The sequence below is a fragment of the Nocardia sp. GTS18 genome (assembly GCF_013839555.1).
Lineage (GTDB): Bacteria > Actinomycetota > Actinomycetes > Mycobacteriales > Mycobacteriaceae > Nocardia > Nocardia rosealba.
Window position 1 is genome coordinate 26,065 of the sequence record NZ_JACBIU010000032.1, and the last position, 26,461, is coordinate 52,525.

The following is a 26,461-nucleotide window of genomic DNA, read 5'->3' on the forward strand; positions in this document are numbered from 1 at the left end:
ATTCCTTGGCCGGGTGCCGGAAGCGGCGATCTGCGACTACGCTAGCTGAATTGTGGAACCCGTCTACCGGTCGATCATCGGCCTGGCCCGAACCGTCTTCTTCCTCGAAGGTCTGAAGTTCACCGTCAAGGGGGCCGAAAACATCCCCGCGACAGGTGGTGCCGTGGTGGCGATCAACCACACCGGTTACATGGACTTCACCTACGCCGGCCTGCCCGCGCGCACCCCCAAGCGCTACATCAGGTTCATGGCGAAGGCGGAGGTGTTCGACAACAAGATCTCCGGCCCGATCATGCGCGCCCTCAAACACATTCCGGTCGACCGCACGGCGGGCGCCGACTCCTACAAGTCGGCGGTGAAGTACCTGCGCGACGGCGAACTCGTCGGCGTGTACCCCGAGGCGACCATCAGCCGCAGCTTCGAGATCAAGGAATTCAAGTCCGGCGCGGCCCGCATGGCGCTCGAGGCCGACGTGCCGATCATCCCGATCGTCATCTGGGGTGCCCAGCGCGTGTGGACCAAAGGCTTCCCGAAGCGCCTGGGCCGCACCAACACCCCGATCTCCATCGCCGTCGGCAAGCCGATCAAGCCCTACGAACCCGTCGGCGACCTGACCGCCGAGCTGCGCGGAACCATGCAGGCCATGCTCGCCGACCTGCAGAAGGACTACGAACACGAGCCCGGCGCCTACTGGGTGCCCAAGCGCCTCGGCGGCAGCGCTCCCTCCTTGGAGGAGGCCACCGCCCTCGACAACGCCGAGGCCGCGGAACGTTTGGCGCGCAAGGCCGCTCAGCGCGCGAACCCCGAGAACTGAGACGCGCGTCGGACCCGGAGCAGATCTGTGCTCCGGGCCCGACACCCCCCGATCAGTTCATGCTCAGTACCCACGAGCCGTTGCAGCCCCAACTGGCGTTGCGGTTGGCGTCGTAGGTCCAGACGGGGGTGATCGGCGGGTTCACCCGCACATGCCACCGGCCCGACGGCGACTTCACGGCGTTGCCCTCGCGGGTGACGATCTTGACGTCGTCGTGGTCGAACAACCAGGAACCCCGGCTGGTCGGGTAGTCCAACCGCATGCGGACCCGGCCGCCGGTGTGGTTCTGCACCACCAGGCAGGAACCGGGGTGGTTGATGTCGATGGCGTAGTCGCTGAAACCCTCCTCGCCACCGTTGTCGGTGGTGTCGACGAATCCGACGGCATCGGTGATGTCGGCGTTCGCGGGTCCCGCGACCATGACGGTCGTCACAGCCACGGCGGCGGTGAGCAGTCCGAGAGTCTTCAATCCCTTACCTCCCCTGAGTGGCGGCAATGGTTGCCTACCTGCGAATAAGTCTCCCGCGCAACGGCTTCCGCATTCTTATTGCGGGCTTAACGATGTGCCCGATCGCCAGAGCGGCAGACCATCCGAGCAGTGGTCAAGGGGGCCTGATTTCGTGTTTCGGGGGAGCACACGCTAGAGTTCCTTCTCGCACCACGAGGCCCGGATCGGGCCGAGGACGTGCACGCGGATGTAGCGCAGCTGGTAGCGCATCACCTTGCCAAGGTGAGGGTCGCGAGTTCGAATCTCGTCATCCGCTCAACGAAAGCCCGGCCTGGATGCCGGGCTTTTCTGCTGTCAGTACCGGTTCAAGCGGTCACGCGTGAGTGGCGGCAGGAACTCGCCGATCAGCGTGCGCCGCCACCAGATTCGCTGCCCGAACAGTTCGGCCGGGGTGCTGAACTCGTATTCGTAGAGGTGGGCCCGCACATAGTGCGGCGGGGCGTCGGGGAACGGGTTGGGGCCGAGCAGGCGCAGGGTGTCGGGGTCGTTGCGCAGTAGCCGCGCGGCTAGCGGCAGCGCCCACGAGCGGGCGTAGGCGGGGGAGATCGCGGCGAACCACATCAGCCAGTCCAGGCGCAGGTGGTAGGGCGCGAACTGGCGTGGCATGCGGCGCGGGTCGCCCGGTTTGCCTTTGAACGCGTATTCGCGCCACACGGTGTCGTCGGTGAGGTGGGTGTCGTCGGTGCCCTCCAGTACGATCTCGTAGCGGGTGCGGCCGATGGATCCGAACGCACCATAGGTGTTGACCAGGTGCAACGGGTCGAAGGAGGCATTCATCTGCTGATTCGGCGAGAGCATATTGCGCACCGGCCGGTAGCTCGCCACCACCACGACGGCCACGTAGGCGATGCAGACGCCGACGAACCATCCGTGCGCAGCGGGTGCGGACTGTCCGCCGGGCAGCGAAAGCGCGGTGGCGGCGAGCAGCAACGTCACCCAGTTCAGCCAGGCGAAATTGCCCGACAGCACAAGCCACAGCTGGGTGACGATGACGATCGCCGCCGCGATACTCGCCACCGGCTGCGGTGCGAACAACCCGAACGGCACGATGAGCTGGGCGAAGTGATTGGCCGCCACTTCCACCTTGTGCAGCGGTTTGGGCAGGTGATGGAAGAACCAGCTCAGCGGACCGGGCATCGGCTGGGTTTCGTGGTGGTAGTACAGGCAGGTCAGGTCGCGCCAGCACGGATCGCCGCGCAACTTGATCAGTCCTGCCCCGAACTCCACCCGGAACAACAGCCACCGCGCGGCCAGCAGCACGAGCAGCGGCGGGGCGACGGTGTCGTTGCCGAGGAATATCGCCAGGAAACCGGCCTCGAGCAGCAATGATTCCCAACCGAAGCCGTACCACAGCTGACCAACGTTGACGATCGACAGATACAGCACCCACAGTGCGAACCACAGCAGCATGCCCGCCCACAGCGGCACCGCGTCGGCCAGACCCGCCGCCACCGCGACCGCGAGCACCACCCCCGTCCACGACACGGCGGCGAACAGCCGATCCGAATAGCGCAGATGGAACAGGCTCGGCGACCGCCGCCACGACGAACGCTCGAGGAAACGCGGAATCGGCAGCATGCCGCGCTCGCCGAGCAACGCCCGGAACTGGAGTGCGGCGGTGAGGAAGGCGACGGCGTAGATCACCGCCAGGCCGCGCTGGAAGATCAGCCTGCCGTACCAGTATTCCGGTGCCGCGAACCACTCCATGCGCTCGCTCCTGGGAGATCTGCCCTCCGGTGGACTACCCGGTGTCGTGCGTCGATAACAGGGCGGCGCGCAGTTCGCGCTCGTCCCATTGTCCGGCGACACCGGGCCGCACCCGCAGGTAATCGACGATCCGGTCGGTGTCCCACCCCTGACCTTCGCGTAGTCCGGCCCCGATCATGGACAGGTATCTGGCCGACGGGCGTTGCAGGGCAACACTTTCCGGCAACCATGGCGCGGTGAACGTCAGGATCGGTACGCCGTCTTCGTCGCCGAGGTGGATGACGGTTTCGTAGCGTCCCGGCCCGAACCGGACCCTGCCCTGGTCGACGACGCGGTCCAGGTCGAAGCCGCGGCCGGGCGTGCGGTACATCTCCTGGTCGAGCAGGTCGGCGAACTGGTCGAGGGTGAGCAGATACCCCCTGGCGACGGCACCGTTCGGCCACCCGGGTGCGGGTTGGTCGGTGTAGAAGGCGACGCCGCCGGTCCACACCGGGCTCTGCCAGGCGAAATACACGGTGCCGGGCACGGTGAGCGCGGTGGTCTTCGCGGGTGGGGTGGGATCGCGGAAGCCTGCGTAGAGGTGGTCCGTGCCGGGCGGTGTGCCACCGAGCCGGTAGTAGTCGAAGCGGGTCGCGCACATGTTGGAGCCATATGCCGCATACCAGATCTGTTGTGTCACAGGCTCATTCCTGATCAGTCACGGTTCGAATGCCGAAGAAACGGATTGATCCACCCCTTCGATTGTCCCTGCGTGGGCGGGAAAACCGAAGGACGCAAGTATCTAGAACGTTCGGTCTGGAAACTGCCAGTCGGGACAGGCTGAGATCGACGAAAACAATGCAGCGACACGAGATAACGGGGCTCGACTGTAACGGTTAGCCGCGTTCTGAACGAATGACCATTCGGTCGGGAAAGCCAAACGAGCGGAGATGTTTTCATGCGTACAGTCCTCATGCTGGCAGCTGTTGTGGCATTGACCGGAGGGCTCACCGCTTGCGGCACCGAGTCGGGTTCGAGCCTGCCGAGCACTACCACTCAGCACTCGGCCACCTATGCCTCGCCCGCACCGAGCACGGGTCAGCCGTCCAGCGCGCCTGGTGCCGGCTCACCTGGCGCGGGTTCGCCGGGGACAGGTTCGCCCGGCGCGGGTTCGCCGGGGGCGGGTAGCCCCGACACCCAGGCACCGGATACCCCGAAACCGACGGCCGTCCCGGCTCCGAGCAAGGACGGCTTCACCCCCGTCGACGCGAGCAAGTTCCAGCTCGACGGCGGCCACTACTTCCGGTCACCGTCCGGGAACATCTACTGCGGCATCCTCACCCAGGCTCCCTACGGTGTCGGCTGTCAGCTGGCCTCCACGAACTACATTTCGCCGAAACTGCCGAACTGCACCGACGCACCCGACCGCAAGGTCGCCGCGCACCTCTACCAGGGCAAGTCGGAACTCCTGTGCACCAGCCAGGGCATCTTCGTCGGTATTCCACAGGACGGTTCGCCCGCAGGCGGCGTGGTGCTGAACTACGCCGAATCCCTCACCGTCAACGGCTACACCTGCAGCTCGTCCTCGCAGGGTGTCCGCTGCATGTCGGGTGGTCACGGTTTCGCGATCTCGGCCGACGACCAGCACACCTTCTGAACCCTCGCCGCCACACCGCGGAATCCGGATGGCGGCTACCTCGGAATGCCGATGCCCGCCGCGCGCAGTTTCGTCTCGACGAGCGCGGCGAGCACCCCGGCGGCCGAGGTCTCCTGGTGTCCGTGGTTGGCGATGAGCTGGTAGCGGGTGGCGGCCTCGGTGCGGGCCTGCAGGCCGGTCACGATCCGCAGATGCGCGGGGTTGGCGAGGAAATGCTCGGCCATTTCGGTGGCGAGTTCGTCGAGCCGGGGATCGTCGGGTGCCCACGCCTCGATGTCGGTGCTGCGACGGAGCAGGGTGACGAATCGCGGGTCCTCGATCGCGTTCTCGACATCGGCGAGGTAGTCGTCGAATCCTTCCGGGACCAGCGCCCGCGCCAGCACCCACCCTTCCCTTGCCGCCGCGATCTCGGCCGGGGGATACCCGAGGCTCGGCATCCGGGCGAGCAGCGCGACCGCGCGGTCGGGCAGCAGCGCCCGGTTGCCGTCGGAGAGCCGGTGCAGGGTGTCGCGGCGGGCGGTGAGTTCCGAGATGCGTTCGGTGAGTTGACGTTCCACCTCGGCGATAGCGGCGGCGAACTGGTCGGCGTCGGACTCGAGCAGCGGACCGATCTCCGCGAGCGGCACCCCGGCCCCGGCCAGCGTCCGCACCTGCACCAGCCGCAACAGCTCCGCCGACCCGTAGCGCCGGTACCCGGCGCTGTCGCGTTCGGGCTCGGTGACCAGCCCCAGCTTGTGGTAGTGCCGAACCGTTTTCACCGTGACCCCGACGAACACCGCCGCCTGTCCGATCGTCACCCCGTTGCGCATGGGATCAGCTTGCCTTGTGCGCCTGCGGATTTCAGGCCACCGCGTCGGGTTCGCCACCGAACGCCGCGTCTACCAGCGCCTTCTGTGCCACCTGGAAAGCCGGTGCCATCGACATCTCGGCGTCGTCGACGTAGGTGAGGTACGCGGTCATGGTGGTCGCGCCGTCGGGCGTGCTGTACATCAGCATCGCGTACCCGGCGATCCCGCCGTTGTGGGTGACCACGGTGACGCCGCCCTCGGTTTCCTGCACGAACACCCCGAGTCCGTAGTCCATCTTCGGGATGCCGGTGGGGTGGGTGGTGAGCATCTCGGCCAGCAGCGGTTCGGGCAGCAGCTTGCCGCCGACCAGGGCGCTGATGAAGGTGTGCAGGTCGGCGGTCGTGGAGATCATGTCGCCACCGGTGCAGACCCACGAGGGGTTGTGCTCGCTGACGTCGATCGTGTGCTGTTCGTCGCCGTCGGTGTAGCGGTAGTAGGCGTGCGGGTGCGGTTCGGGCAGGTCGGTCGAGGTACCGGGCAGCACGGTGCCGGTCATGCCGAGCGGACCGAGGATCAGCCGCTGTGCCTCCTCGGCGAGGGTGCGGCCGGTGACGGCCTCGACCACCAGCCGGGCGATGATGTAGTTGGTGTTGGAGTAGCTCCAGCCGGTGCCCGGCTCGAACCGGGCGGGCTTGCCGAGCGCGAAGGTCACCAGCTCGGCGGGGGTGTAGGTGTGGAACCGCTTGTCGGCCCACTCCTTGCCCGAGATGGTCGACGGCACACCGCCGCTGATGCTGCCGTCCTCGGACGGCTCACCGGTGATGTTGAAGATGCCGCTGGTGTGCTGCAACAGCATTCGCACGGTGACCCGCTCGTCGAGCGCGTAGTCGGGCAGGTAGCTCAGGACCGGCGCGTCGAGGTCGATGAGGCCCTCGGAGACGAGTTGCAGGACGATGGTCGCGGTGAAGGGCTTGGTGTTGCTGCCGATGCGGACGTGACCGTCGACCGGCGCTGCGGTCGTGCCACCGAGTTCGCTCACGCCGGCGCTGCCGACCCATTCGCCCTGGCTGTCGTGCACGCGCAGCGAGGCGGCGAGGAAACCGGACCCGACGATGTCGTCGAGGATCTTGGTGAGTTCTGGACGGTGCTGGGCCGCGGTGTTTTCGGTGATGGTCATGATGGTCGCTCCTGTTCGCGTTTCCGGCTTTTCCTGCCGCTGCGACCAAGGCTCCACCCTGACCTCGGGTCAACCTCAAGAGTGATCTGAGTCACATGAATGCGGGGCGGCAGTCGACTGCCGCCCCGCACCGAGCACCTACTGGGCCGTCGACTTGAACCGTCGCAGCCGCAGGCTGTTGCTCACCACGAAGACCGAGCTGAATGCCATCGCGGCACCGGCAAGCATCGGGTTGAGCAGGCCCGCCATGGCCAGCGGGATCGCGGCAACGTTGTAGGCGAAAGCCCAGAACAGGTTGCCCTTGATGGTGGCCAGGGTGCGGCGCGAGAGGCGGATCGCGTCGGCCGCGGCCCGCAGGTCACCTCGCACCAGGGTGAGGTCGGCGGCCTCGATGGCCACGTCGGTGCCGGTGCCCATCGACAGGCCGAGATCGGCCTGGGCCAGGGCGGGTGCGTCGTTCACACCGTCACCGACCATGGCGACGACCTTGCCCTCGGCCTGCAACCGCTTCACCGTTTCCACCTTGTCCTGCGGCAGCACCTCGGCGATCACCTGTTCGATGCCGACCTCGGCGGCGATGGCGTTCGCCGCGCGGGTGTTGTCGCCGGTGAGCAGGATCGGGGTGAGGCCGAGCTCGCGGAACTGCGCGATGGCCTGTGCGGAGGTAGGTTTCACCGCGTCGGCGACCACGAGCACGCCGCGTGCCTTGCCGTCCCAGCCGATCGCCACGGCGGTCTTGCCCGTCGATTCGGCGTCGGCCATGGCGGTGGCGAGGTCGTCACCGAGGGGTTGGGACCAGTCGGCCAGCAGCCGAGCCCGGCCCACGATCACGGCGTGACCGTCGACGACACCCTGCACGCCGAGACCCTCGATATTGGCGAAACCCTCCACCTCGGGCAACGTTCCGGCATCGCGTGCGGCCTTGGCGATCGCCTGGGCGATCGGGTGCTCCGAGGAATCCTCCAGCGCACCGGCCAGTTCCAGCACGCGGGCGCGCTCTTCACCCTCGGCGGGGATCACGTCGAGCAGGGTCATCTTGCCGGTGGTGACGGTGCCGGTCTTGTCCAGCACGATGGTGTCGACCTTGCGGGTCGATTCCAGCATCTCGGGGCCCTTGATGAGGATGCCGAGCTGGGCGCCGCGTCCGGTGCCGACCATCAGTGCGGTCGGGGTGGCCAGGCCGAGGGCGCACGGGCAGGCGATGATGAGCACCGCGACTCCGGCGGTGAACGCGGCGGCGATGGAACCGCCTGTGCCGAGCCAGAACCCGAGAGTCGCGACGGCCAGCGCGATGACGATCGGGACGAAGATGCCCGAGATCTTGTCGGCCAGTCGCTGGGCCTGTGCCTTGCCGGTCTGGGCGTCCTCGACCATCTGCGCCATCTGGGCGAGCTGGGTGTCGGAGCCGATTCTGGTGGCGCGCACCAGGAGTCGTCCGCCGACGTTCACGGTCGCACCGGTGACGGTGTCGTCCACGCCGACCTCCACCGGCACCGATTCGCCGGTGAGCATCGAGGCGTCGACAGCGGAACTGCCCTCGGTCACCACACCGTCGGTGGCGATCTTCTCACCGGGGCGGACGACGAACACATCACCGACAGCCAACTGCTCCACCGGGATTCGTGTCTCCACGCCGTTACGCACCACGGCCACGTCCTTGGCGCCCAGCTCGAGCAGCGCCTTCAGCGCGGCACCGGCGCGGCGCTTGGACCTGGCCTCGAAGTAGCGTCCGGCCAGGATGAACGTGGTGACGCCCGCGGCGGCCTCGAGGTAGATGCTGCCGGTGCCGTCCATCCGGGCGATGGTGAATTCGAACGGGTGCGTCATGCCCGGTGTGCCCGCGGTGCCCCAGAACAGGGCGTACAGCGACCACCCGAACGCGGCGAGCGTGCCCATCGACACCAGGGTGTCCATGGTCGCGGTGCCGTGCTTCAGGTTGGTCCAGGCAGCCTTGTGGAACGGCAGCGCGCCCCAGATCACGACCGGTGCGGCCAGGGTGAGCGAGAGCCACTGCCAGTTGGTGAACTGCAGAGCGGGGATCATCGCCATCGCGATCACCGGGACGGTCAGGACCAGCGACACCAGCAGGCGGGTGCGCAGCGACGCGGTCGGGTCGTCCTCGGTGGGCGCGTCGGTGGTCTCGGGCTGCTTCGGGGCGGGCAGTGCCGCGGTGTAGCCGGCCTGCTCGACGGTGGCGATCAGGTCCTCGGGGGACACGTCACCGGTGACATCCACGCGCGCCTTCTCGGTGGCGTAGTTGACGGTCGCGGTGACGCCGTCGAGCTTGTTGAGCTTCTTCTCGATGCGGTTCGCGCAGGAAGCGCAGGTCATGCCACCGATCACCAGTTCTACCTGGCCGGTGCCCGGTGGGTGTGTCACGGCGGTCATGGGATGCTCCGATCGTTTCCTGATATCGATTCTTGCTGAAGGTTTGCGGTTGGTGCTCAGTGGCCGTGGCCGGGGGTGCCGTGGTCGGCCGGTGCGCTGGTCGGGGCGGGAGTGCTCGCACCCGACTGGGCGACGCGCAGGGTGAACTCGGCGGTGCGGACCACGCCCTGGTGCTGGAAGTCGAGGAACAGGCGGTAGTCGCCCGCGCTCGGCGCGTTCACCACGAAGTCGATGCCGGGACCGGCCGGTGTCACGCCGTCGCCGGGTGTGCCTTCGGGGTGAACGTGCAGGTAGGCGAGGTCGGCGGCGCGCAGGGCGACCAGGTGGCCGTAGGCGCCGAGGTAGGGCTGCAGGTCGGTGACCGGGATGCCGTTGCGGCTCACCGACAGCGTGACCTTCGAGGACTCGCCCGGCTTCACCGTGCCGTTCAGGGCGACGGTGTACTCGCCGACCTTCGCGGTGGTCGCCGGGGCGGGCAGCGCCTGCACGTCATAGTTGCCTGCCACGCGCAGGTCGGCGCCGAGGGTCAGGTTCGACCCGCCCGCCGGGGTGAAGTCGGCGAACACCCGGTAGTCGCCCGCACGGCTCAGGTTCAGCGGCACCGACCAGGTGCCCGCGGCGTCGAGAACCGGGTGGACGTGCTGGAAGGCGGCCATGTCGCGGCGGACCACGATCAGGTGCAGGTCCTTGTCGTGGCTGGTCTTGTACTCGGTGAGCGGTGCGCCGGTCGCGTCGAGGATGCGGAACGAGACGGGCGTCTGCGCCGCGCTCTTCACGACCGTCGTGTCCAGGGCCAGTGTGTAGCCCTGGTCGGTGACCAGCAGGCCACCGGGCAGGTCGCCGGCCGGTGCCGCCGCCGCGTGCTCCCCGTGCCCGGCCGGAGCCTGCGTGGGCTCCGGACCGACCAGGGCGCCGACACCCAGAGCGATCCCGAAGACCGCCGCGAGGCCGAGGGTGAATCCGGCGAACTTGCCTGTTGCGTTCATTGGGATGCTCCGTTTCGGGTTCAGTCTGCGAGCTGGAAGCCGGCCGCGGTGACGGCGTCGGCGAGGGCGGTGCGGTCGGGGGTGGCGCCGTCGATGGTCACCGAGCCTGCGGCCAGGTCGACCTCGACGCCGGTGACGCCGGGCAGGGCGCCGACCTTGTCGCGCACCTTGTTGGTGCAGCAGCCGCAGGTCATACCGGTGACGGTCACGGTGGTGCTCATGCTGTTCTCCTCTTTTGTCGTCATCATTACCATACCCCCCTAGGGTAGGTTGTCAAACCTGGGCGGGGGGCTTGTCCTCGGCGGGGCTGCGCAGGGTCGCCGCCGCGATGCCCGCGCCGGCCAGGGCCAGCAGGCCCGCGCCGAGGAAGGCTGCGGAGTAGCCGTCGGTGAGTGCCGTCGGATCGCCCAGTTCACCCGCGCCGAACGCGGCCGCCACCGCCGTCATCGCGGCCAGGCCGAGCGCCGAACCCACCTGGTAGCTGACATTGACGATGCCCGAGGCGAGCCCGCCCTCCTCTGGCCGCGCCGCCGAGATGGCGGTGCCGAGCGAGGGGATGAACGCCAGCGACATACCGCCCGCGGCCACCAGCGAGGCCGGCAGCACGTCGACCCAGAAGTTGCCGGTGGGGCGAACCAGCGACATGATGCCCAGGCCGAGACCGAGCACCACCAGGCCGGTCACGATCATCGGCTTGGCGCCGAATCGCTGCATCGCCTTGGGGGCGAGCACGACCATGCCGAGCATGATGAGCGTCGTCATCGGCAGCAGCGCCGCGCCCGAGGGGAACGCGCTGTAGCCGAGGACCTGCTGTAGGTACAGGTTGAGGAAGAACCACATCGGCACCCACGCGGCGGCCAGCGCGAACTGGGCGAAGTTGGCGGCGGCCAGGTTCGGTGCGCGGAAGATGCTCAGCCGCATCAGCGGTTCCGAGCGGCGCGACTGGATGGCGACGAAACCGGCGAGCAAGGCGGCGGCGACGGCAAGCACGCCCCAGGTCTGCCCGGATGCCCAGCCGACCTCCGGCGCCTGCACGATGGCGTACACGGCGGCGGCCAAACCGGCTGTCACAGTGACGGATCCGGCGAGGTCGATGGATCCCTTACGGGCGGGCGCGGCGGGCATCAACAGCGGAACCGCGATCAGCGCGAGCACGGCGATCGGGATATTGATGTAGAAAACCCAAGGCCAGCTCACATATTCGGTGATGACGCCACCCAGGAACACGCCCGCCGTACCGCCTGCAGGCGCGGCCGCGCCATACACCGCGAGTGCCTTGGTGAGTTCCTGCGGCGTACCGCCGAACAACATCATCAGCAGCGTGAGCGCCGACGGTGCGATCAGCGCCGAACCGGCTCCTTGGATCGCCCGACCGGCCAGCTCGACGCCGACCGAACCCGCGGCACCGGCGATCACCGAGCCGACGGCCAGCACCAGCCAGCCCGCCCCGAACACCCGCCGGGCGCCGAACAGGTCCGACAGCCGGCCGCCGAGCAGGAGCAGACCGCCGAAGGCGATCACGTAGGCATTGAAGACCCAGGTGAGATTCCCGGGGGTGAAGCCGAGTTCGGCCTGCATCTTGGGCAGCGCGATCCCGATGATCGAGGTGTCCATGATGACCATGAATTGCGCGGCGGCGATCACCGCCAGCGCCCACCATCTGCGGGTGGATTGCGATTGCGTAGTCACGACTTTCGTCCTTTCGAGCGGAGTGCGTCTCGTGGACGGTACCTTACCCCCCTAGGGTATAAAGGTGTCAAGAGTGGATTCGCTCGAACGACAAACGCCCGGCTCGCAGGTGCGGGCCGGGCGTTGGGAGGGAGGGTCAGTGGGCGTGCAGGTTTCGGGCGGTCGGTGAGGTCGGCGTGGTTGCCGGGTCCGGCGCGGTGCCGAGCAGTCGATCGGCCGTGCCGGTGGTGGTGACCGTGAACCAGTAGTGCTCGTTCTTGTAGTGGTGATGGCGATGATTGCGCCAAACCGCCCGATACGCGGCATGTTTCGGCTTGTAGTCGGTGTGGATCAGGTAGTGCGTCCACTCGTAGAGCAGGCCGAGGACGGTGATGGTGAGCAGGAAAGTGAGGCCGAGGCCGAGGCGCGGGAACGCGAGCAGCGCGATCGCCACCAGGGCGACGATGGTGAGCAGCAACGACTTCGGTGGGATGAAGATCAGTGGCACGTCACGGGGGTCGACGTGGTGCGCGCGGTGTTTGCGGGCCAGCTCGCTGTCGAGGGTCACCGGGCCGAGATGCCTCGGTCGCCAATGCAGCACGGTGACGTGGATGACCCATTCGATCAGCGGGAATGCCGCCAGGATAAGGATCGGCACCAGTGCGTCGGTGAGCTGCCAATCCCCGACCAGGACGCGTGCGACCAAAGCGGCGATCAGTACCGCGCCGATCATCCACGGCGACGGATGCCGAAGGAATTCTCGCGCCGCCGCGCCCAGGGTCGCGCTGCGGCGAATTCGGCCCGAGCTGCCTGCGGATTCGCTTCGCTTCGTGCGATGCGCATGCTCGGCGGAGCCTGCGCCGGTCCGTTCGGGAGCCTTCTCGCCTGTGCCGGTGGTGGTTTCGTGCGACGACGTTGTCGGACGGTCAGTAGTCATGGTGCTTCCTCGGGTGGATCATGCCCCGTCGAGGGCATGTATGAGAGCGGTGGTCGCCGGCTCGAGCAGTGCCCGAGCGCATTCGGCGGCCCGTTCCGGCTCGCCCGCGTCGATCGCGGCGGCCAGGTCTCGATACGCGCCCCCATTGCCCACCTCGGCGGACATGATCGGCGCGAGCGCGGCCAACGCGGGTTCATAGGCTGCGCGCAGCATGGAATACATCAGCCGGAACGCGATCGAGTCGGCGAGATCGAGCACGTGATCCCAGAATTCGAGCGCGATCCGCTGCTGGGTGAGTGGATCCGACTCGGCGACAAGCCTTTCGACCGAGTCGTGCAGGAGCGTCAACTCGCCGTACACCGCCGATTCCGGTTCCGCGATGGGCGCCGCCGCGGCCTCGGCCGACGGGGTCGTGCCGCCCCCACGAGCGGCCTCCCTGCGCACCCGGCGCGCGGCGAGCTCGGCGATCTTGGGCCCGTTGTGCAACCGCGCCTCGAGAATGCTCCGCGCGACCGCCGGATCGATCGATTCCCCCCGAAGCAACAGCCGTGGCAACACCTCCAGCCCTGAACTGCGCCGATAATCCAGCACAGTCGTCGCTTCCCCCTGCCGCACCGAGACCAAACCAGCCGCCGCCAACCGCTGCAACGCCTCCCGCACCGCAGGCCGCGAAACCCCCAGCGCCTCGGCCAGCTGCCGCTCACTCGGCAACGAACTCCCCACCGCCAGCTCCTCACCCAGCACCTGCTCGGCAATCTGCTCGAACACGTCCCCGGATACCGACCGCTTCACAACAGGAGTCCACGCCATGACCCAAGCATGCGCTCGTCTGGCCAGCTGGTCAAGTGGTAAGACCAGTCCGTCGAAGCATGGAACCTCGGGCGGGACGGCTATCAGTCTGAGCAGGCAAAATCCCGCTTCGGCGCAGGCTTGGGCGGTAGCGGTTCGAAGGCGACCACAGCCGCGACTGTCGCACCGCCCGACCGGTACTCGCCCCACGTTCAACGAATCGGGGGCGCGCGATCACCACGCTCTGGTGACGGAAACTACTCGGCCGATGCGGCCACCACATCGTGGTGATCAACCGTTCAGCTGGGGTCGGATCCTCGGATGGCGGAGAGCCAGGTGGCGGTGGCGGCGGCGACGGTGGTGGCGCCGATGAAGGCGGGGAGGCCGCCGTTCATGACGTAGACCCAGAGGAGGCCGGCGAAAGGGGCGGCGACCGTGGATTGGGCGTCGAGGATCAGGCGGCGGGTCGGGGTGAAAGCGGGTGGGTCGGCGGGACGGGTGGGGTTGTCGACGAGTTTGCCCGGCGGTTCGGTGGAGCGTGCCCGGCCGGAGGGGAAAAAGCGGGTCGAGCCCGCGGAAATCGACCGCGGGGTGATGTCCAGGTCGGTGGGAGTGAGGGTGGACAGCGCCGGTTCGTAGAACACCGGCTGCCACACCGTGCGCTCACCCACGCTGATCTCCAGAAACGACCGGCTCACCAGCCGATGCTGCTGCCGAACCCGCCGCCCCGTCGCGATCCCGCTCGCACCCTGCCGACCTGCGGCATCCCGATGATTCGGTGCAACCTCGCTCGACTCGCCCTGACGCCCGGCGATCCCACTTCCGCCGGTCTCACCCAGTCGCGTCACTGCCCCGCTCGGCAGAACCCCGAACGCCAGCGCCATCTGATAGCCGGTGTACCCGAGCACCCCCAACGCCACCACCGCCAGCGCACTCACCTGATCCAGGTCGGCGAACGGCACCCACGCCGCGATGACGACGAGGGTGCCGCACGTGACCGCCAGTGGATAGGTGAGGGCGCGCAGGCTCACTTCAGGAAGCCGACCTTGGTGTAGTCGGGTGACGCGAGCCCGAACGCTCCGTAGTTGGCGAGGTTCTCCCGCACGGCATAGGTGCCCGAAGCCTGTTGCAGCGGAATCGAATAGCCGGAAGCGAAGATCAGCTTGTCGCATTCGTTGGCGAGTTCGCGTGCCTTGTCGGGATCGAGTTCGGAGATCGTGCGTTCGATGAGCGCGTTCAGCTCCGGCGACCCGATCCGGGCCTTGTTGGACTTCAGGTTGTTCGGGTCGTAGGCGTAGATCTGCGGCAACGCGCCGAGCGGCAGCACGCTTCCGCCCCAACTGAACTGGGCCAGTTCGAAATTGCCCGGGTCGATGACGTCCTTGAAAAGCCCTGCGCCCGGCACCGTCTGGATGTTCAGCTTCACGCCGATCTGTGCCAGGTTCTGCTGCACGATCTGCGCGGTCTGCACCCAGCCGTCCTGCTGGTACATCACATCGCGGAGTTCGAGCTTGCGCCCGTCCTTCTCACGGACCTCACCGTTGAGTTTCCAGCCGAGGTCGTCGAGCATCTTCGCCGCCGCGGTGGGGTCGAAGGAGATGGGTCCGGAGTTGTCCTGGTACCCCTTCTGGCCCTGCATGTAGATGTGGTTGTTCAGCGGCTTCGGATCGTCGACCACACCGTTCTGCGCGGCGTTGACGATGCCCTGCCGGTCGATCGCCTTGGACAGCGCGATCCGCAACTGCGGGTCCTCGAGCAGCGAACCGGGTGCGCCGTTGAACGTGATGTGCGACCAGCTCGGTTCCGGCGTGCGCCGCAGCACCACGCCTGCCGCCTGCTTGGCGCCGGTGACATTCTCGATGCCGGACATGTAGGCGACGTCGAGTTCGTTGTTCTGGATGGCGGGCAGCCAGGCCGACGAGTCGAGCACGCTGAAGGTGATCGTGTCGAGTTTGGGTGTCGCGCCCCACCAGGCCGGATTGCGTGACAGGACGATCCGATTCTGGGTACGGTCGATCGAGCTGATCTGGAACGGCCCCGCGCTGACCACGAGACCGTTGCGGTCACGGTCGTTGAACGCCGCGGCCGATTCGGTACTCGCCTTCGGATACAGCGGAATGAACTGGCCCTGCCATTCGGCATACGGCTGCGAGAAGGTGACGACGGCCTGCCGATCGTCGACACCGCGCTCCACCTTCTCCACACGCTCGAATCCGCTGGTCGCCGAGATCAGATACGCCGGGTCACGGCCACTGAGCGCCGCCGCTTGCGAGCGCAGATCCTCCCAGGTGATCGGCGTCCCGTCGGACCACACGGCCTTCGGATTGATCGTGTAGGTCACCTGTTGCGGGTTGGTGCCGGTGAGCTGGATGTCGGTGAAATAGTCGTGGTTGATGGACAATTCGCCCGCGGCATTGCTGGTGTACGCCGAAGGCAGCAGCGGCTCGATCACATCGCCGGTGTTGTCGGTGGTCCCGTCGACCTGCAAGTAGTTGAACGTCTCCGGCAGCGCGGAGAGCACCAGCCGCAGATTGCCGCCGTCGCGCAGGTCGGCCACATCGTGGGCGTTGATGTCGTTGCTGCTGCCGATGAGGTTGGTGCCGGATGAACCGCCGGTGTCGCCCGAACACCCGGACAGGATCAGGCCGATTGCCACACATGGCACCGCGAATCGGGTACCGAGCGAGCGAATTCGCATGGGGTTGCGCCCTTTCCGTAAGCGGGCCGAGGTCACTTGACGAAGCCGACCTTGGTGTAGTCGTAGGAAGCCAAGCCCGAGGCACCGTAATTGGCGAGGGTTTCGCGCACCGCGACCGTGCCCGCCGACTGCACGATGGGCAGCGAGAAACCGGATTCGAAGATGATCCGGTCGGCCTTGTTGGCCATTTCGATCGCCTTCTCCGGGTCGAGCTCGGAGATGATCTCCTCGATCAGGGCGTTCAGCTCGGGCGAGCCGATGCGGCCCTTGTTGCTCAGCGGGTTTTCCGGGTTGTAGGCGTAGATCTGCGGGAGCGCACCGAGCGGGAAAATGCTCTTGGACCAGGTGAACTGCGCGATATCGAAATTGCCCGGGTCGATGACATCGGTGAACAGGCCGTTGCCCGGGTAGGTCTCGATGTGCAGTTTCACGCCGATCTGGGCCAGGTTCTGCTGCGCGATCTGGGCCATCTGCACCCAGCTGTCCTGCTGGTACATCACGTCGCGGATCTCGAGCTTGCGGCCGTCCTTCTCGCGGACGTCACCGTTGAGTTTCCAGCCGAGTTCGTCGAGCATGCGCGCCGCTTCGGCGGGGTCGTAGGACACCGACTGCGCGTTGTCCTCATAGCCCTTCTGGCCGTCGAGATAGATGTGGTTGTTCAGCGGCTTCGGGTCGGTGACAACGCCGTTCTGGGTGGCGGTGGCGATGGCCTGACGGTCGATGCCCTTGGAGATCGCGACGCGCAGCTTCGGGTCGGCCAGGATGGAACCGGGCGCGCCGTTGAAGGTGAAGTGCGAGAATCGCGGCGCGGGGGCGCGGCGCACCTTGATGCCGGGGGAATTGCTCGCGGTCTTCACTTCATCGATGCCCGAAACCGTCGCAGCGTCGAGTTCGTTGTTCTGCAGAGCGTTCAGACGTGCCGAATAGTCGAGAACGCTGTAGGTGACCGTGTCGAGCTTCGGGGTGTCACCCCACCATTTCGGGTTGCGGTTCAAGGTGATGCGCTGCTGCGCGCGGTCGATCCCGGTCACCATGAACGGCCCCGCCGACAGCGGCATTTCGTTGCGGTACATGTCGTCGAAGGCCTGGGGCGTTGCGGTGCTCTGCTTCGGGTACAGCGGATTGAACAGGCCCTGCCATTCGGCGTAGTGCTTGGCGTAGGTGACGACCGCCTGCCGGTCGTCGACGCCGCGCTCGACCTTCTCGACGCGGTCGTAGCCCTGCGTCGCCGACACCTGATAACCGAGATCGCGACCACTCAAAGCATGTGCCTGCGACTTCAGATCCTCCCAGGTGATGGGCGAACCGTCCGACCACACCGCCTTCGGATTGATCGTGTACGTCACCTGCTGCGGCTCGGTGTTGGTGAGCTGCACGTCGGTGAAATAATTGTGGTCCACCGTGATGTTGCCTGCCGCGTCGGCATTGATGGTGCCGGGCAGAGTCCACCCGACCACATCGCTCACCTCGCTGTCGCCGTCGATGTGATTGGCATTGAAGGTGGGTGGGAAACCGGTGAGCGGCAGGCGGAGATTGCCGCCGTCCCGCAATTCGTCGCGTTCCTTGGGGTTGATGTCGTTCATCGCCGTGATCGAACTCGACCCGGTCTCCAGCTCGGGACCGGAACCACAACCACCGAGCAGCAGCGTCAGCGCCGCCACTGGTGCGGCGACGCGAAATCCGGCGCGACGCAGCCGGGAACCATAGGTAGCTGTGGTCATTTCAGGAATCCGATCTTCGTGTAGTCGTAGGTGGCCAGTCCCGGTGAACCGATATTGGCCAGCGTCGAGCGGGCGCCGACGCTGCCGTCGGTTTGCATGAGTGGCAGGGAATGGCCTTCTTCGAAGACTTTGCGGTCGACTTGGTTGGCGAGTTCGATGGACTTTTCCGGGTCGAGTTCGGTGAGGGTGCGTTCGATGAGCGCATTGAGTTCAGGGGAGCCGATGCGGCCGTAGTTGCCCTGCAGGTCGTTGGGGTCGTAGTAGTAGATCTGGCGGATGCTGCTCAGGGGGAACGGGTCGCCCTGGAAGATGAATTGGGCGGCGTCGAAGTCGCCGGGCTGGATGACATCGGTGAAATAGCCCGCGCCCGGTTTGGTGTCGATGGTGAGGCCGACGCCGATCGCGGCCAGGTTCTGCTGGATGATCTGGGCGATCTGCACCCAGGTCGGGTCGTTGTACATCACGTCGCGGATGACGAGTTTGCGGCCGTCCTTCTCTCGCACGTCGCCGTTGAGTTTCCAGCCGAGGGCGTCGAGTTCGCGGGCGGCGGCGTCGGGTTCGAAGCCGAGACTGTTGTCCTGGTAACCCTTTTGGCCCTGCAGGAAGATGTGGTTGTTCAACGGGGTCGGCTGTTCGACGAGACCGCTCTGCAGGGCGGTGACGATGTGCTGACGGTCGATAGCCTTCGAAATAGCCACGCGGACACCCTGATCGGCCAGGATCGAGCCGGGTGCGCCGTTGAAGGTGATGTGGCGCCACCGGTTACCCGGTGCGCGGCGCACGACGAGTCCATCGGTGCCGCGCACGGTCTGCACATCTTCGAGGGTGGTCAGCCGGACCAGGTCGAGTTCGTTGTTCTGCAATGCCTGCACCCACGACGAATGGTCGAGCACCGAGTAGGTGATGGTGTCGAGCACCGGCTTGTCACCCCACCAGCGGGGGTTGCGGCCCAGCGTGATCCGGCCCTGACCGCGATCGGTTCCGGTGACGATGAACGGTCCGGCCGACACACCCATCGCATCGGCAAGGCTGGTGTTGAACGCCTCGGGCGTGCTGGTCACCGACTTCGGGTAGAGGGTGGTGTTGCCCGCGAACTGTCCGCGCCAGTCGGCGTAGGGGGTGTTGAAGGTGAGCACGGCCTGCCGGTCGTCGACGCCGCGCTCCACCTTCTCGACGAATTCGAAACCGTTGGTGATCGCGATCAGGTACCGCTTGTCGCGCCCGCTCAGCGCGTTGGCCTGGGCGGCGATGTCCTCCCAGGTGATGGGCGTACCGTCGGACCACACCGCCGCGGGGTTGATCGTGTACGTCACCCGCATCGGGTCGGTGCTGGTCAACTCCACGCCGGTGAAGAAGTCGGTGTCGACCGTCAGCTGGCCCGACGCGTCCACTTCGAACGCGCGCGGCAACATGGCGCGCACGATCTCGCCGATCTCCCCGTCGTTGCCGTCGTTGGACAGCGTGTTCCAGTTCGCCGGATACGAGGTGACGGCCAGGCGCAGATTCCCGCCCTCGCGCAGTTCCCCGACGTCGGTGGGATTGATGTCGATGGAGCTGCCGATCGCGCCGGTGTACCCGTCGGCCGCGTCGTCACCGCCGCTACAGCCCGCCACGATCATCCCGGCGGCCACCACCACGGCCGCACAGCGCAGCCGGGCACCGTGCGTGCGTAGGCGTCGGGTTCTCATGGCGTCTCCTCCAAGGTCAGCCGCTCACGGCGGGTTCGGGCACGGCCGCGATCAGCGAGCGGGTGTACTCGTGCTGAGGATTCGCGAAAATCTGCTCCGCCGGACCGGATTCGACGATCTTGCCGCGCAACATCACCGCGATGTCGTGGGCGAGATTGCGCACCACCGACAGGTCGTGCGACACGAACAGATACGACAGCCCCCGTTCGGCCTGCAGATCGCGCAGCAGATTCAGCACACCGGCCTGAATCGACACGTCCAGCGACGACACCGGTTCGTCCAGGACGAGCAAGGACGGATCGAGCGCGAGCGCCCGCGCGATGCTGATGCGCTGCTTCTGCCCGCCGGAGAAATCCGACGGGTACCGGTCGGCGTGCTCGGGCCGCAACCCGACCTGCCGCAACAACTCCGGCACTCGCTTGTTCACCTCGTCGCGGGAGCGGCCGTCGATGCGCAAGGGTTCGGCGAGCACGTCGAAGATCGGCAGGCGCGGGTCGAGCGAGGCGCTCGGGTCCTGGAAGACGATCTGCATCTTGCGCCGGATCTCCCGGATCTGCGCCTTGGTGAGTGTGGCGACATCGTGACCGAGCACCTCGATCGAACCCGATTGGGGGCGAACCAGATCCATGATCTGGGTGAGCGTCGTCGACTTACCGGAACCGGACTCGCCGACCAGCGCCAGGGTGCGGCCCGCGCGCACACTGAAACTGATCCCGTCGACGGCCCGCACCTCGCCGGTGCGCCGCCGCAACAGCACACCCGAGGTGAGCGGGAAGGTTTTCACCAGGTCGGTGACCCGCAGGACCACGTCGTCGTCGGTGCGGTCGGGATGCGGTTGGGCCGCGATGTCAGCGCGGTAGGCGTCGAACAGTTCCGGTGTGCCGAGTTCGGCGGTGCGGATGCAGGCCGCCGAATGGCCGGGGCTCACCCGCTCGAGCGGGGGTTCGGCGGCGGTGCAGTCGTCGATCGAGACGGGGCAGCGCGGCGCGAACGAGCACCCCGGCGGCAGGGCGTGCATGGCGGGCGGGGCGCCGACGATCGGGATCAGCGGGGTGCGGGCGGGGCCGTCCATGCGGGGGATGGAACCGAGCAGGCCGACCGTGTACGGCATGCGCGGACCCGCGAAAAGTTCTGTCACCGGGGCGGTTTCGACGACCTTTCCGGCGTACATCACCGCGACCCGGTCGGCGAGCGTCGCCGCGATACCCATGTCGTGGGTGATCATGATGACGCCGGCACCGGTGATGTCGCGCGCCTTGCGCAGCAGGTCGAGGATCTGCGCCTGCACGGTGACGTCGAGCGCGGTGGTCGGCTCGTCGCAGATGATGAGGGCGGGATCGTTGGCGATGGCCATCGCGATCACCACCCGCTGACGCATACCGCCGGAGAACTCGTGCGGGAAGGCGCGTGAGCGCACCCGCGCGTCGGGGATGCCGACGAGTTCGAGCAGCTCGACAGCCTTTTCGCCGGCTTCCTTGCGGTTCATCTTGCCGTGCGCGAGCAGCGCCTCGGCCACCTGATCGCCCACCCGGTACACCGGCGTGAGCGCCGAGAGCGGGTCCTGGAACACCATGCTGATCGAGGAACCGCGCAGCTTCGACATCTGCTTGTCGCCCAGGCCGAGCAGTTCGCGGCCACGCAACCGCACCGAACCCTGCACCCGCGCCTGCTCGGGCAGCAACCCGATCACCGCGAGCGAGGACACCGACTTACCAGAACCGGACTCGCCGACGATCGCGAGGACCTCACCGTCGGACACGGTGTAGTTCACCCCGCGCACCGCCTCGACGCGGCCCTCCTCACCGGGGAACGACACGCGCAGATCGGTGACTTCCAGCAGCGGTGCGGTCGAATTGGTCATCGCTTCTCGTCCTTACGCTCGGCGCTGTCCTTGCGCCACTTGCGCGCGCCACGGGCACCGGGGTCGAACGCGTCACGCAGACCGTCGCCGACCAGGTTGGCGCACAACACGATCGTGATGAGCAGCCCACCGGCGAACAGGAACAACCACGGATAGGTGAGCGCCGACTTGGTGCCCGCGGCGATCAGCGAACCCAGCGACACATCGGGCGGCTGCACACCGAAACCGAGGAAGCTCAAACCGGTTTCGGCCATGATCGCCGCGCCGACGGCGAGGGTGGTGTCGATGATGAGGATCGAGGCGATGTTCGGCACGATGTGGCTCACGATGATCTTGCGCGTCGGCGCGCCCATATACCGTGCGGCACGGACGAATTCGCGATCACGCAGGCTCAGGGTGAGGCCACGGATGATGCGTGCGGCGATCATCCAGCCGAACACGCTGAGCAGCACGATCAGGATCGCGATCGACCCGGAACCCTTGGTGCGCGGGGCGAACAGCGCGATGATGATGAAGCTGGGCACCACGAGCAGCAGGTCGACCAGCCACATGATGGCCCGGTCGGTCCAGCCGCCGAGCAGTCCGGCCACCGCACCGGCGGCCGCGGCGATCACGCTGGAGAACAGGGCGACACAGAACCCGATGACGAGCGATTTCTGCAGGCCACGCAGGGTTTGGGCGAGCACGTCCTGCCCGATCTGGGTGGTGCCGAACGGGTGCTCGAGGCTCGGCGGCTTCATCAGCGCCTTGTAGTCCATCTGCTGGTAGTCCCAGGGCAACAGCGGCGGGAGCGCGAAACTGGCGATCAGCAGCAGCACCAGGATCACCGCACCGGCAACGGCCGGCTTGTTGCGCAGGAAACGCCGCCACACCAATTTGCGGCGACCGGCCGCCGCCACCTCCGGCGCGCCGACGACGATCAGTTCGGTCTCGGTCATGACACACGCACCCTCGGGTCGAGCAGGGCGAGAACGATATCGGACAGCAGGCCCGACACGAGCACCACCAGCCCGGCGAACGCGGTCACGGTGACCACCACGTACAGATCCTGGGCATTGATCGAATCGACCAGCCACTCACCCACACCGTGCCAGCCGAAGATCTTCTCGGTGAAGGTGGCGCCGGTGATGAGACCGCCGAGACTGTAGGCGAAAATCGTCGCCATCGGGATCAACGCGGTGCGCAGGCCGTGTTTGTAGAGCGCCCGATTACGGGTCAGGCCTTTGGCTCTCGCGGTCCGGATGAAATCGCTCTGCAGGACATCGAGCATGGCGTTGCGCTGATAGCGGCTGTACCCGGCCATGCCGCCGAGTGCGAGCGCCAAGGTCGGCAGCACGAGATGCTGTACGCGGTCGACGATCTGATTCCACAGGCCGGTGATCTCGGTGGCCGAGGTTTCACCCGTATAGAGGAATATCTGGCTGCCGGTGAGCGTATTGATCTCCAGCGCACCGTATTTCAGCAAAGTCGCCAATAGGAAGATCGGTGTGGACAAGATCAGCAGCGACAACACCGTCGAGAAATAGTCGCTGAATTTGTACTGCCTGATCGCCCCCGCCGCACCGATCAGCACACCGAGGACGGTGCCGATGATCGAACCGAGGATCAGCAGCCGCAGACTCACCGCGACCCGTCTGCCGAGCTCCTCGCTCACCGGCTGCCCGGCCAGCGTCGTCCCGAAATCACCTTGCGCCACACCACCGAGCCAGGTGAGATAGCGCTGTGGGATCGGCTCGTCGAGATGCAGCTGCTCGGCCTTGGCGTCGATCACCGACTGCGGTGGGCGCGGATTGCGCTGCTCGAGACTGTCGAGCGGACGGAAGGTGAGCGAGGCGAGGCTGAACGTCAGAAACGAAGCCAGCAACAGGAGCACGAGGTAGTTCAGCGCGCGCCGCACCAAGAAGCCGGTCATCAGTCCCCTCTGGATCGGGTAATCAAGCCCTGATCATAAGGACAGTCACGCGTCGCCGCGTGCCGACGTGCGGCAGGATGGAAACGATGACGAGCACGCACCCGAAACCGAAGCTGGTCGCCACCGACGTCGACGGCACCCTCATCGACGACGCCGACCGGATTTCGCCACGCACCAAGGCCGCCGTCGGCGCTGTCCTCGCCGACGGCGCCACCTTCGTGCTCGCCACCGGCAGGCCGCCCCGCTGGATCGACCCGGTGGTCAGCGAACTCGGCTACGCACCGCTTGCCATCTGCGGAAACGGGGCCGTCGTCTACGACAGCGCCACCGACCGCGTGCTCGCCAGCCACACCCTCGACACCGAGACCCTCGGCTGGCTCGCCGAGATCGCCGAACGCGCGTTACCCGGATGCGGGCTCGCCGCCGAACGGGTGGGGGTGAGCGCGCACGACGCCGCCACGCCGCAGTTCGTCAGCTCGCCGACATATGAACACGCCTGGCTCAATCCCGACGACACCGTCGTCTCGCATGCCGAGGTGATCGACGCACCGGCCATCAAGATGCTGATCCGGCTCAGCACGGCCCGCAGTTCCGAGATGCGCGCGGCGCTGGCCCCGCTGATCGGCGACCGTGCCGAGATCACCTACTCCACCGAGCACGGGCTGATCGAACTCGCCGTGCCAGGGGTGACCAAGGCGTCCGGGCTGGCCGAGGTGGCGCGGCGGATGAGCGTGCGCGAGGACGAGATCGTCGCGTTCGGGGACATGCCCAACGATGTGCCGATGCTGACGATGGCCGGGCACGGGGTGGCGATGGGGAATGCGCATCCCGAGGCGCGGGCGGCGGCTGATGAGGTGACCGGGACGAATGTGGACGACGGTGTGGCGATGGTGCTCGAGCGGTGGTGGACCTAGGCGCATCCGTCGCGCTGTCGGTGCTCGGCCTCGACGGGCCCAGGGGCCGAACCGGTGAACTTTCCGGGCTGATGACAAAGAGCCGGTGCCCTCCCGAAGGAGCGCACCGGCTCTGTCGTTGCTGCGGTAGATCAGCCGACGGGGGCAGGCTCGGCGGGCGCCGATTGTGCTGGAACGCCCTGTTCAGGGGCCTGCTGTACGGCCGGCGCCTGCGGACCGGCGGGCGCCGGTGAACCCGCCGGTGGCACCGTGGTCGACGACTGCGGGCCGGTCGGTGCGGCGGCTTCCGGTGCGCCGGGTTCGGCCGGGACCGTCAGGCCGAGCGTCGGCGCGGTGGTCGGCGGCGCCTGTTCCGGCTTGCTGCCGTTCATCTCCTGCTCGTAGGTGTCGTTGTAGGTCTTCCAGAAGGTGGTGACGATGCCGGTGAGCTCGTTGAGCACCAGCGAACCGTTCTGGAAATCCGTGCGCAGACCGTCCGGGACCAGGTACGAACTGCCCGTCGGCGGGCCGAGCACGCCCGCGTCGGCACCCAGGCTCAGGTAGCGGTCGAGAATCGCGCCGACCACCTCGAACACCTGACCGTTCTCGCCCGAGTACACGAACCCGTTCGCGAACTTCGCGTACTGACGCCCACCCGCGCCCGCGAGCAGGTCCGCCTGTGGCGCGCCGAGCGGGCCGTCGGCACCACCGCGGCTCACCCAGTGCTTGGCGATCGGGTTCTCACTCGACAGGCCGAGGAACTTGTCCACCAGCGCGCCCAGCTCGGCCATGTTGCCCTGTGGAGCTCGCGCCTGATTGCTCGGCGGACGATGCGGGTTGCTCGACGCGTCGTTGGTGACCGAATTGCCCGCGGCGATGGCACGAATGCGGTCCATCATGGCGTAGGCGGCGTCGCCGGGGCAGTCGGTGTTGCCCACGTCGCGGTGCGCGAACACCACCGGCAACTCCACTGCCTCGTCCTGGGCGTACGGGGTGAACTCGGTGCCCTCGGAGTACATGACGGTCTCGCCCTCGGGATCGAGACCGGCGATTCCGGTGCGCCAGCCGATGAAACGGCCGATCGCGGTGATCGCCTCGTTGCTCGGCTGCTCGTTCTCGTAGTTGCCCATCAGCGCCACACCGGCGGTGTTCTCGTTGAATCCACCCGCGTGCGCGCCCTGCACGTCCCGGTCGAGGCCGCCGTAGCGGCCCTCGAAGATCTGTCCGTACTGGTCGACGAGAGCGTTGTAGCCCATGTCGCACCAGCCGAGCGTCTCGGCGTGATAGGCGTAGATCGCGCGGACGATACCCGCCGACTCGGCGCGGCTGTAGTCGTTGCGGCCCGCCGTGTGATGCACGGTGACGCCGCCGATGCCGTCGTCGTAGGTGGGTTCCTGGCAGCGGATCGACTCGTCGGCACCCCACTGCGCGCGGGTGATGACCTTGGGACCACCGCCCGGCAGGGCTGCCGCCACATCGTTGAGCGCGGCATCGATCGCCGCCCGGCCCGGATTGATCAGCACCGCCTTGAGCGCGGCCTCGGTGAGGTGCGCCGGGTCGTGATCCGGGCCCGCGGTGGGCTTGCGGGTCACCAGCATCTGCACGGCGGTCGTCTCGCCGACGTAGATCGGTTCGGTGCCGGTCGGTGCGTCGGCCGGGGTCTGATCGGTGGCGCGTGTGTCGATCGGATCGGCGTTGTACCAGGGGCCCCAGCTGCCGTCGGGTTGGCGGGCGCGCAGCTTGGTCGTGGTGTTGACCAGGTCACGCGCGGTGAGCGCGACCATGCTGAACGGCGTCTCCTGGGTGAGCTCCTTGACCTGGGCGCCGACCTCGTCGACGAGTTCCGGGTCGACCGCGCCCGGCGCGAGAGCCGGGGTGTCAGGGGTGGTGCCGGGTTCCAGGTTTTCCGGGTCGGCGATGAATTTCGCTCCGCCGGGGAGCTTTCGGGCCGCCGGGACCTGGGCCTGCGGAGCTGGCACGGCTTGGTCTTGCGGGGCGCCCGGTGCCTGGGCGGGGGCTGCCGGTGCCTGGCCGTTCGGCGCGCCCGGCGCCGGAGCTGATTCGGCTGGTGCGGGCGCTTGGCCCTGCGGAGCTACGGGGGCGGCTGGTGCCGGCGCTGCGGCGGGTGGCGCGGCTGGTGCCGGCGCTGCGGCGGGTGGCGCGGCTGGTGCCGGCGCTGCGGCAGGTGGCGCGGCAGGCGCGGGCGCGCCGGGTGCCGGTGCGGGAGCAGCTGGTGGCGCGGCGGCCGGGGGAGCCGTCGGGACCGCCGTGGTCGGCGCCGGGGGGCGTC

At 67.3% G+C, this 26,461-nt stretch carries 23 protein-coding genes and 1 tRNA gene; 5 read left to right on the top strand and 19 right to left on the bottom strand.

Features of this window, described 5'->3' with window-relative positions; all coding sequences use genetic code 11:
* Nucleotides 1–52 precede the first annotated feature (52 nt).
* Nucleotides 53–814, top strand: a complete 762-nt coding sequence (locus tag HYG95_RS20730) for a lysophospholipid acyltransferase family protein (RefSeq protein ID WP_181700204.1) — start codon at nt 53–55, stop codon at nt 812–814.
* A 52-nt stretch (nt 815–866) separates the two neighbouring features.
* Here HYG95_RS20730 and HYG95_RS20735 read toward each other — a convergent pair whose 3' ends face one another.
* Nucleotides 867–1,283 carry a hypothetical protein gene (locus HYG95_RS20735; RefSeq protein ID WP_181700206.1) on the bottom strand — a complete coding sequence of 139 codons (417 nt, stop codon included), beginning with the start codon at nt 1,281–1,283 and terminating at the stop codon, nt 867–869.
* 222 nt (nt 1,284–1,505) lie between these two features.
* Here HYG95_RS20735 and HYG95_RS20740 point away from each other — a divergent pair.
* Nucleotides 1,506–1,578 (top strand) — tRNA-Gly (locus tag HYG95_RS20740).
* A 38-nt stretch (nt 1,579–1,616) separates the two neighbouring features.
* Here the strand turns inward: HYG95_RS20740 and HYG95_RS20745 are convergent.
* Entirely contained in the window at nt 1,617–3,029 is a 1,413-nt protein-coding gene (locus HYG95_RS20745) for a lipase maturation factor family protein (RefSeq protein WP_181700207.1), read from the bottom strand.
* Between the two features lie 34 nt (nt 3,030–3,063).
* Nucleotides 3,064–3,708, bottom strand: coding sequence for a histone deacetylase (locus HYG95_RS20750; protein ID WP_370465864.1), 645 nt, complete (start codon nt 3,706–3,708; stop codon nt 3,064–3,066).
* 258 nt (nt 3,709–3,966) lie between these two features.
* On the opposite strand from HYG95_RS20750, the gene HYG95_RS20755 reads away from it, so the two are divergent.
* On the top strand, nt 3,967–4,665 hold the full coding sequence (locus HYG95_RS20755) for a DUF6636 domain-containing protein (protein WP_181700209.1): 699 nt from the start codon (nt 3,967–3,969) through the stop codon (nt 4,663–4,665).
* Nucleotides 4,666–4,700: 35 nt separating this feature from the next.
* Here the strand turns inward: HYG95_RS20755 and HYG95_RS20760 are convergent, their stop codons facing one another.
* From HYG95_RS20760 to HYG95_RS20830, 15 genes are all read right to left on the bottom strand, one after another.
* Nucleotides 4,701–5,474: a MerR family transcriptional regulator gene (locus HYG95_RS20760; RefSeq protein ID WP_181700211.1), complete on the bottom strand. Its 774-nt coding sequence runs from the start codon at nt 5,472–5,474 to the stop codon at nt 4,701–4,703.
* Nucleotides 5,475–5,505: 31 nt separating this feature from the next.
* Entirely contained in the window at nt 5,506–6,630 is a 1,125-nt protein-coding gene (locus tag HYG95_RS20765) for a serine hydrolase (protein ID WP_181700213.1), read from the bottom strand.
* 138 nt (nt 6,631–6,768) lie between these two features.
* Nucleotides 6,769–9,018, bottom strand: coding sequence for a cation-translocating P-type ATPase (locus tag HYG95_RS20770; protein ID WP_181700215.1), 2,250 nt, complete (start codon nt 9,016–9,018; stop codon nt 6,769–6,771).
* A 56-nt stretch (nt 9,019–9,074) separates the two neighbouring features.
* Nucleotides 9,075–10,004 carry a hypothetical protein gene (locus tag HYG95_RS20775; protein ID WP_181700217.1) on the bottom strand — a complete coding sequence of 310 codons (930 nt, stop codon included), beginning with the start codon at nt 10,002–10,004 and terminating at the stop codon, nt 9,075–9,077.
* 20 nt (nt 10,005–10,024) lie between these two features.
* The gene (locus HYG95_RS20780; protein WP_181700219.1) at nt 10,025–10,225 is read right to left on the bottom strand and encodes a heavy-metal-associated domain-containing protein; all 201 of its coding nucleotides are present in this window, start codon (nt 10,223–10,225) and stop codon (nt 10,025–10,027) included.
* A gap of 52 nt (nt 10,226–10,277) precedes the next feature.
* The gene (locus HYG95_RS20785; protein WP_181700221.1) at nt 10,278–11,693 is read right to left on the bottom strand and encodes an MFS transporter; all 1,416 of its coding nucleotides are present in this window, start codon (nt 11,691–11,693) and stop codon (nt 10,278–10,280) included.
* Nucleotides 11,694–11,829: 136 nt separating this feature from the next.
* On the bottom strand, nt 11,830–12,609 hold the full coding sequence (locus HYG95_RS20790) for a sterol desaturase family protein (protein WP_181700223.1): 780 nt from the start codon (nt 12,607–12,609) through the stop codon (nt 11,830–11,832).
* Between the two features lie 18 nt (nt 12,610–12,627).
* Nucleotides 12,628–13,419 carry a FadR/GntR family transcriptional regulator gene (locus HYG95_RS20795; RefSeq protein WP_181700225.1) on the bottom strand — a complete coding sequence of 264 codons (792 nt, stop codon included), beginning with the start codon at nt 13,417–13,419 and terminating at the stop codon, nt 12,628–12,630.
* A gap of 278 nt (nt 13,420–13,697) precedes the next feature.
* The gene (locus HYG95_RS20800) at nt 13,698–14,429 is read right to left on the bottom strand and encodes a hypothetical protein (protein ID WP_181700228.1); all 732 of its coding nucleotides are present in this window, start codon (nt 14,427–14,429) and stop codon (nt 13,698–13,700) included.
* Nucleotides 14,426–16,096 carry an ABC transporter family substrate-binding protein gene (locus HYG95_RS20805; protein WP_181700230.1) on the bottom strand — a complete coding sequence of 557 codons (1,671 nt, stop codon included), beginning with the start codon at nt 16,094–16,096 and terminating at the stop codon, nt 14,426–14,428. The genes HYG95_RS20800 and HYG95_RS20805 overlap by 4 nt, the downstream gene beginning before the upstream one ends.
* Nucleotides 16,097–16,128: 32 nt before the next feature.
* Nucleotides 16,129–17,817 (bottom strand): ABC transporter family substrate-binding protein, encoded by a 1,689-nt coding sequence (locus HYG95_RS20810; protein WP_181700232.1) that lies wholly within the window; start codon nt 17,815–17,817, stop codon nt 16,129–16,131.
* Entirely contained in the window at nt 17,814–19,505 is a 1,692-nt protein-coding gene (locus tag HYG95_RS20815; RefSeq protein ID WP_181700234.1) for an ABC transporter family substrate-binding protein, read from the bottom strand. The genes HYG95_RS20810 and HYG95_RS20815 overlap by 4 nt, the downstream gene beginning before the upstream one ends.
* Nucleotides 19,506–19,521: 16 nt before the next feature.
* Nucleotides 19,522–21,366, bottom strand: a complete 1,845-nt coding sequence (locus HYG95_RS20820) for an ABC transporter ATP-binding protein (protein ID WP_181700236.1) — start codon at nt 21,364–21,366, stop codon at nt 19,522–19,524.
* Nucleotides 21,363–22,304 (bottom strand): ABC transporter permease, encoded by a 942-nt coding sequence (locus HYG95_RS20825; RefSeq protein WP_181700238.1) that lies wholly within the window; start codon nt 22,302–22,304, stop codon nt 21,363–21,365. Before HYG95_RS20825 ends, HYG95_RS20820 begins: the two co-directional genes overlap by 4 nt.
* Entirely contained in the window at nt 22,301–23,278 is a 978-nt protein-coding gene (locus HYG95_RS20830; protein WP_181700240.1) for an ABC transporter permease, read from the bottom strand. The genes HYG95_RS20825 and HYG95_RS20830 overlap by 4 nt, the downstream gene beginning before the upstream one ends.
* A gap of 77 nt (nt 23,279–23,355) precedes the next feature.
* On the opposite strand from HYG95_RS20830, the gene HYG95_RS20835 reads away from it, so the two are divergent.
* Complete coding sequence (locus HYG95_RS20835) at nt 23,356–24,192, top strand: HAD family hydrolase (protein WP_181700242.1); 837 nt, start codon at nt 23,356–23,358, stop codon at nt 24,190–24,192.
* A gap of 131 nt (nt 24,193–24,323) precedes the next feature.
* Here the strand turns inward: HYG95_RS20835 and HYG95_RS20840 are convergent, their stop codons facing one another.
* Entirely contained in the window at nt 24,324–26,150 is a 1,827-nt protein-coding gene (locus HYG95_RS20840; protein ID WP_370465865.1) for an N-acetylmuramoyl-L-alanine amidase, read from the bottom strand.
* A 128-nt stretch (nt 26,151–26,278) separates the two neighbouring features.
* On the opposite strand from HYG95_RS20840, the gene HYG95_RS25055 reads away from it, so the two are divergent.
* Nucleotides 26,279–26,461, top strand: a 183-nt coding sequence (locus HYG95_RS25055) for a hypothetical protein (protein WP_305082202.1), incomplete at its 3' end; no start/stop codon positions are given.

Bases quoted from the DNA above. Each gene is read 5' to 3' on its own strand.
- HYG95_RS20810 (WP_181700232.1), bottom strand. From the start codon at position 17,817: ATGACCACAGCTACCTATGGTTCCCGGCTGCGTCGCGCCGGATTTCGC.
- HYG95_RS20830 (WP_181700240.1), bottom strand. From the start codon at position 23,278: ATGACCGGCTTCTTGGTGCGGCGCGCGCTGAACTACCTCGTGCTCCTG.
- HYG95_RS20835 (WP_181700242.1), top strand. From the start codon at position 23,356: ATGGAAACGATGACGAGCACGCACCCGAAACCGAAGCTGGTCGCCACC.
- HYG95_RS20805 (WP_181700230.1), bottom strand. From the start codon at position 16,096: ATGCGAATTCGCTCGCTCGGTACCCGATTCGCGGTGCCATGTGTGGCA.
- HYG95_RS20825 (WP_181700238.1), bottom strand. From the start codon at position 22,304: ATGACCGAGACCGAACTGATCGTCGTCGGCGCGCCGGAGGTGGCGGCG.
- HYG95_RS20755 (WP_181700209.1), top strand. From the start codon at position 3,967: ATGCGTACAGTCCTCATGCTGGCAGCTGTTGTGGCATTGACCGGAGGG.
- HYG95_RS20815 (WP_181700234.1), bottom strand. From the start codon at position 19,505: ATGAGAACCCGACGCCTACGCACGCACGGTGCCCGGCTGCGCTGTGCG.
- HYG95_RS20780 (WP_181700219.1), bottom strand. From the start codon at position 10,225: ATGAGCACCACCGTGACCGTCACCGGTATGACCTGCGGCTGCTGCACC.
- HYG95_RS20775 (WP_181700217.1), bottom strand. From the start codon at position 10,004: ATGAACGCAACAGGCAAGTTCGCCGGATTCACCCTCGGCCTCGCGGCG.
- HYG95_RS20795 (WP_181700225.1), bottom strand. From the start codon at position 13,419: ATGGCGTGGACTCCTGTTGTGAAGCGGTCGGTATCCGGGGACGTGTTC.
- HYG95_RS20765 (WP_181700213.1), bottom strand. From the start codon at position 6,630: ATGACCATCACCGAAAACACCGCGGCCCAGCACCGTCCAGAACTCACC.
- HYG95_RS20745 (WP_181700207.1), bottom strand. From the start codon at position 3,029: ATGGAGTGGTTCGCGGCACCGGAATACTGGTACGGCAGGCTGATCTTC.
- HYG95_RS20770 (WP_181700215.1), bottom strand. From the start codon at position 9,018: ATGACCGCCGTGACACACCCACCGGGCACCGGCCAGGTAGAACTGGTG.
- HYG95_RS20820 (WP_181700236.1), bottom strand. From the start codon at position 21,366: ATGACCAATTCGACCGCACCGCTGCTGGAAGTCACCGATCTGCGCGTG.
- HYG95_RS20760 (WP_181700211.1), bottom strand. From the start codon at position 5,474: ATGCGCAACGGGGTGACGATCGGACAGGCGGCGGTGTTCGTCGGGGTC.
- HYG95_RS20790 (WP_181700223.1), bottom strand. From the start codon at position 12,609: ATGACTACTGACCGTCCGACAACGTCGTCGCACGAAACCACCACCGGC.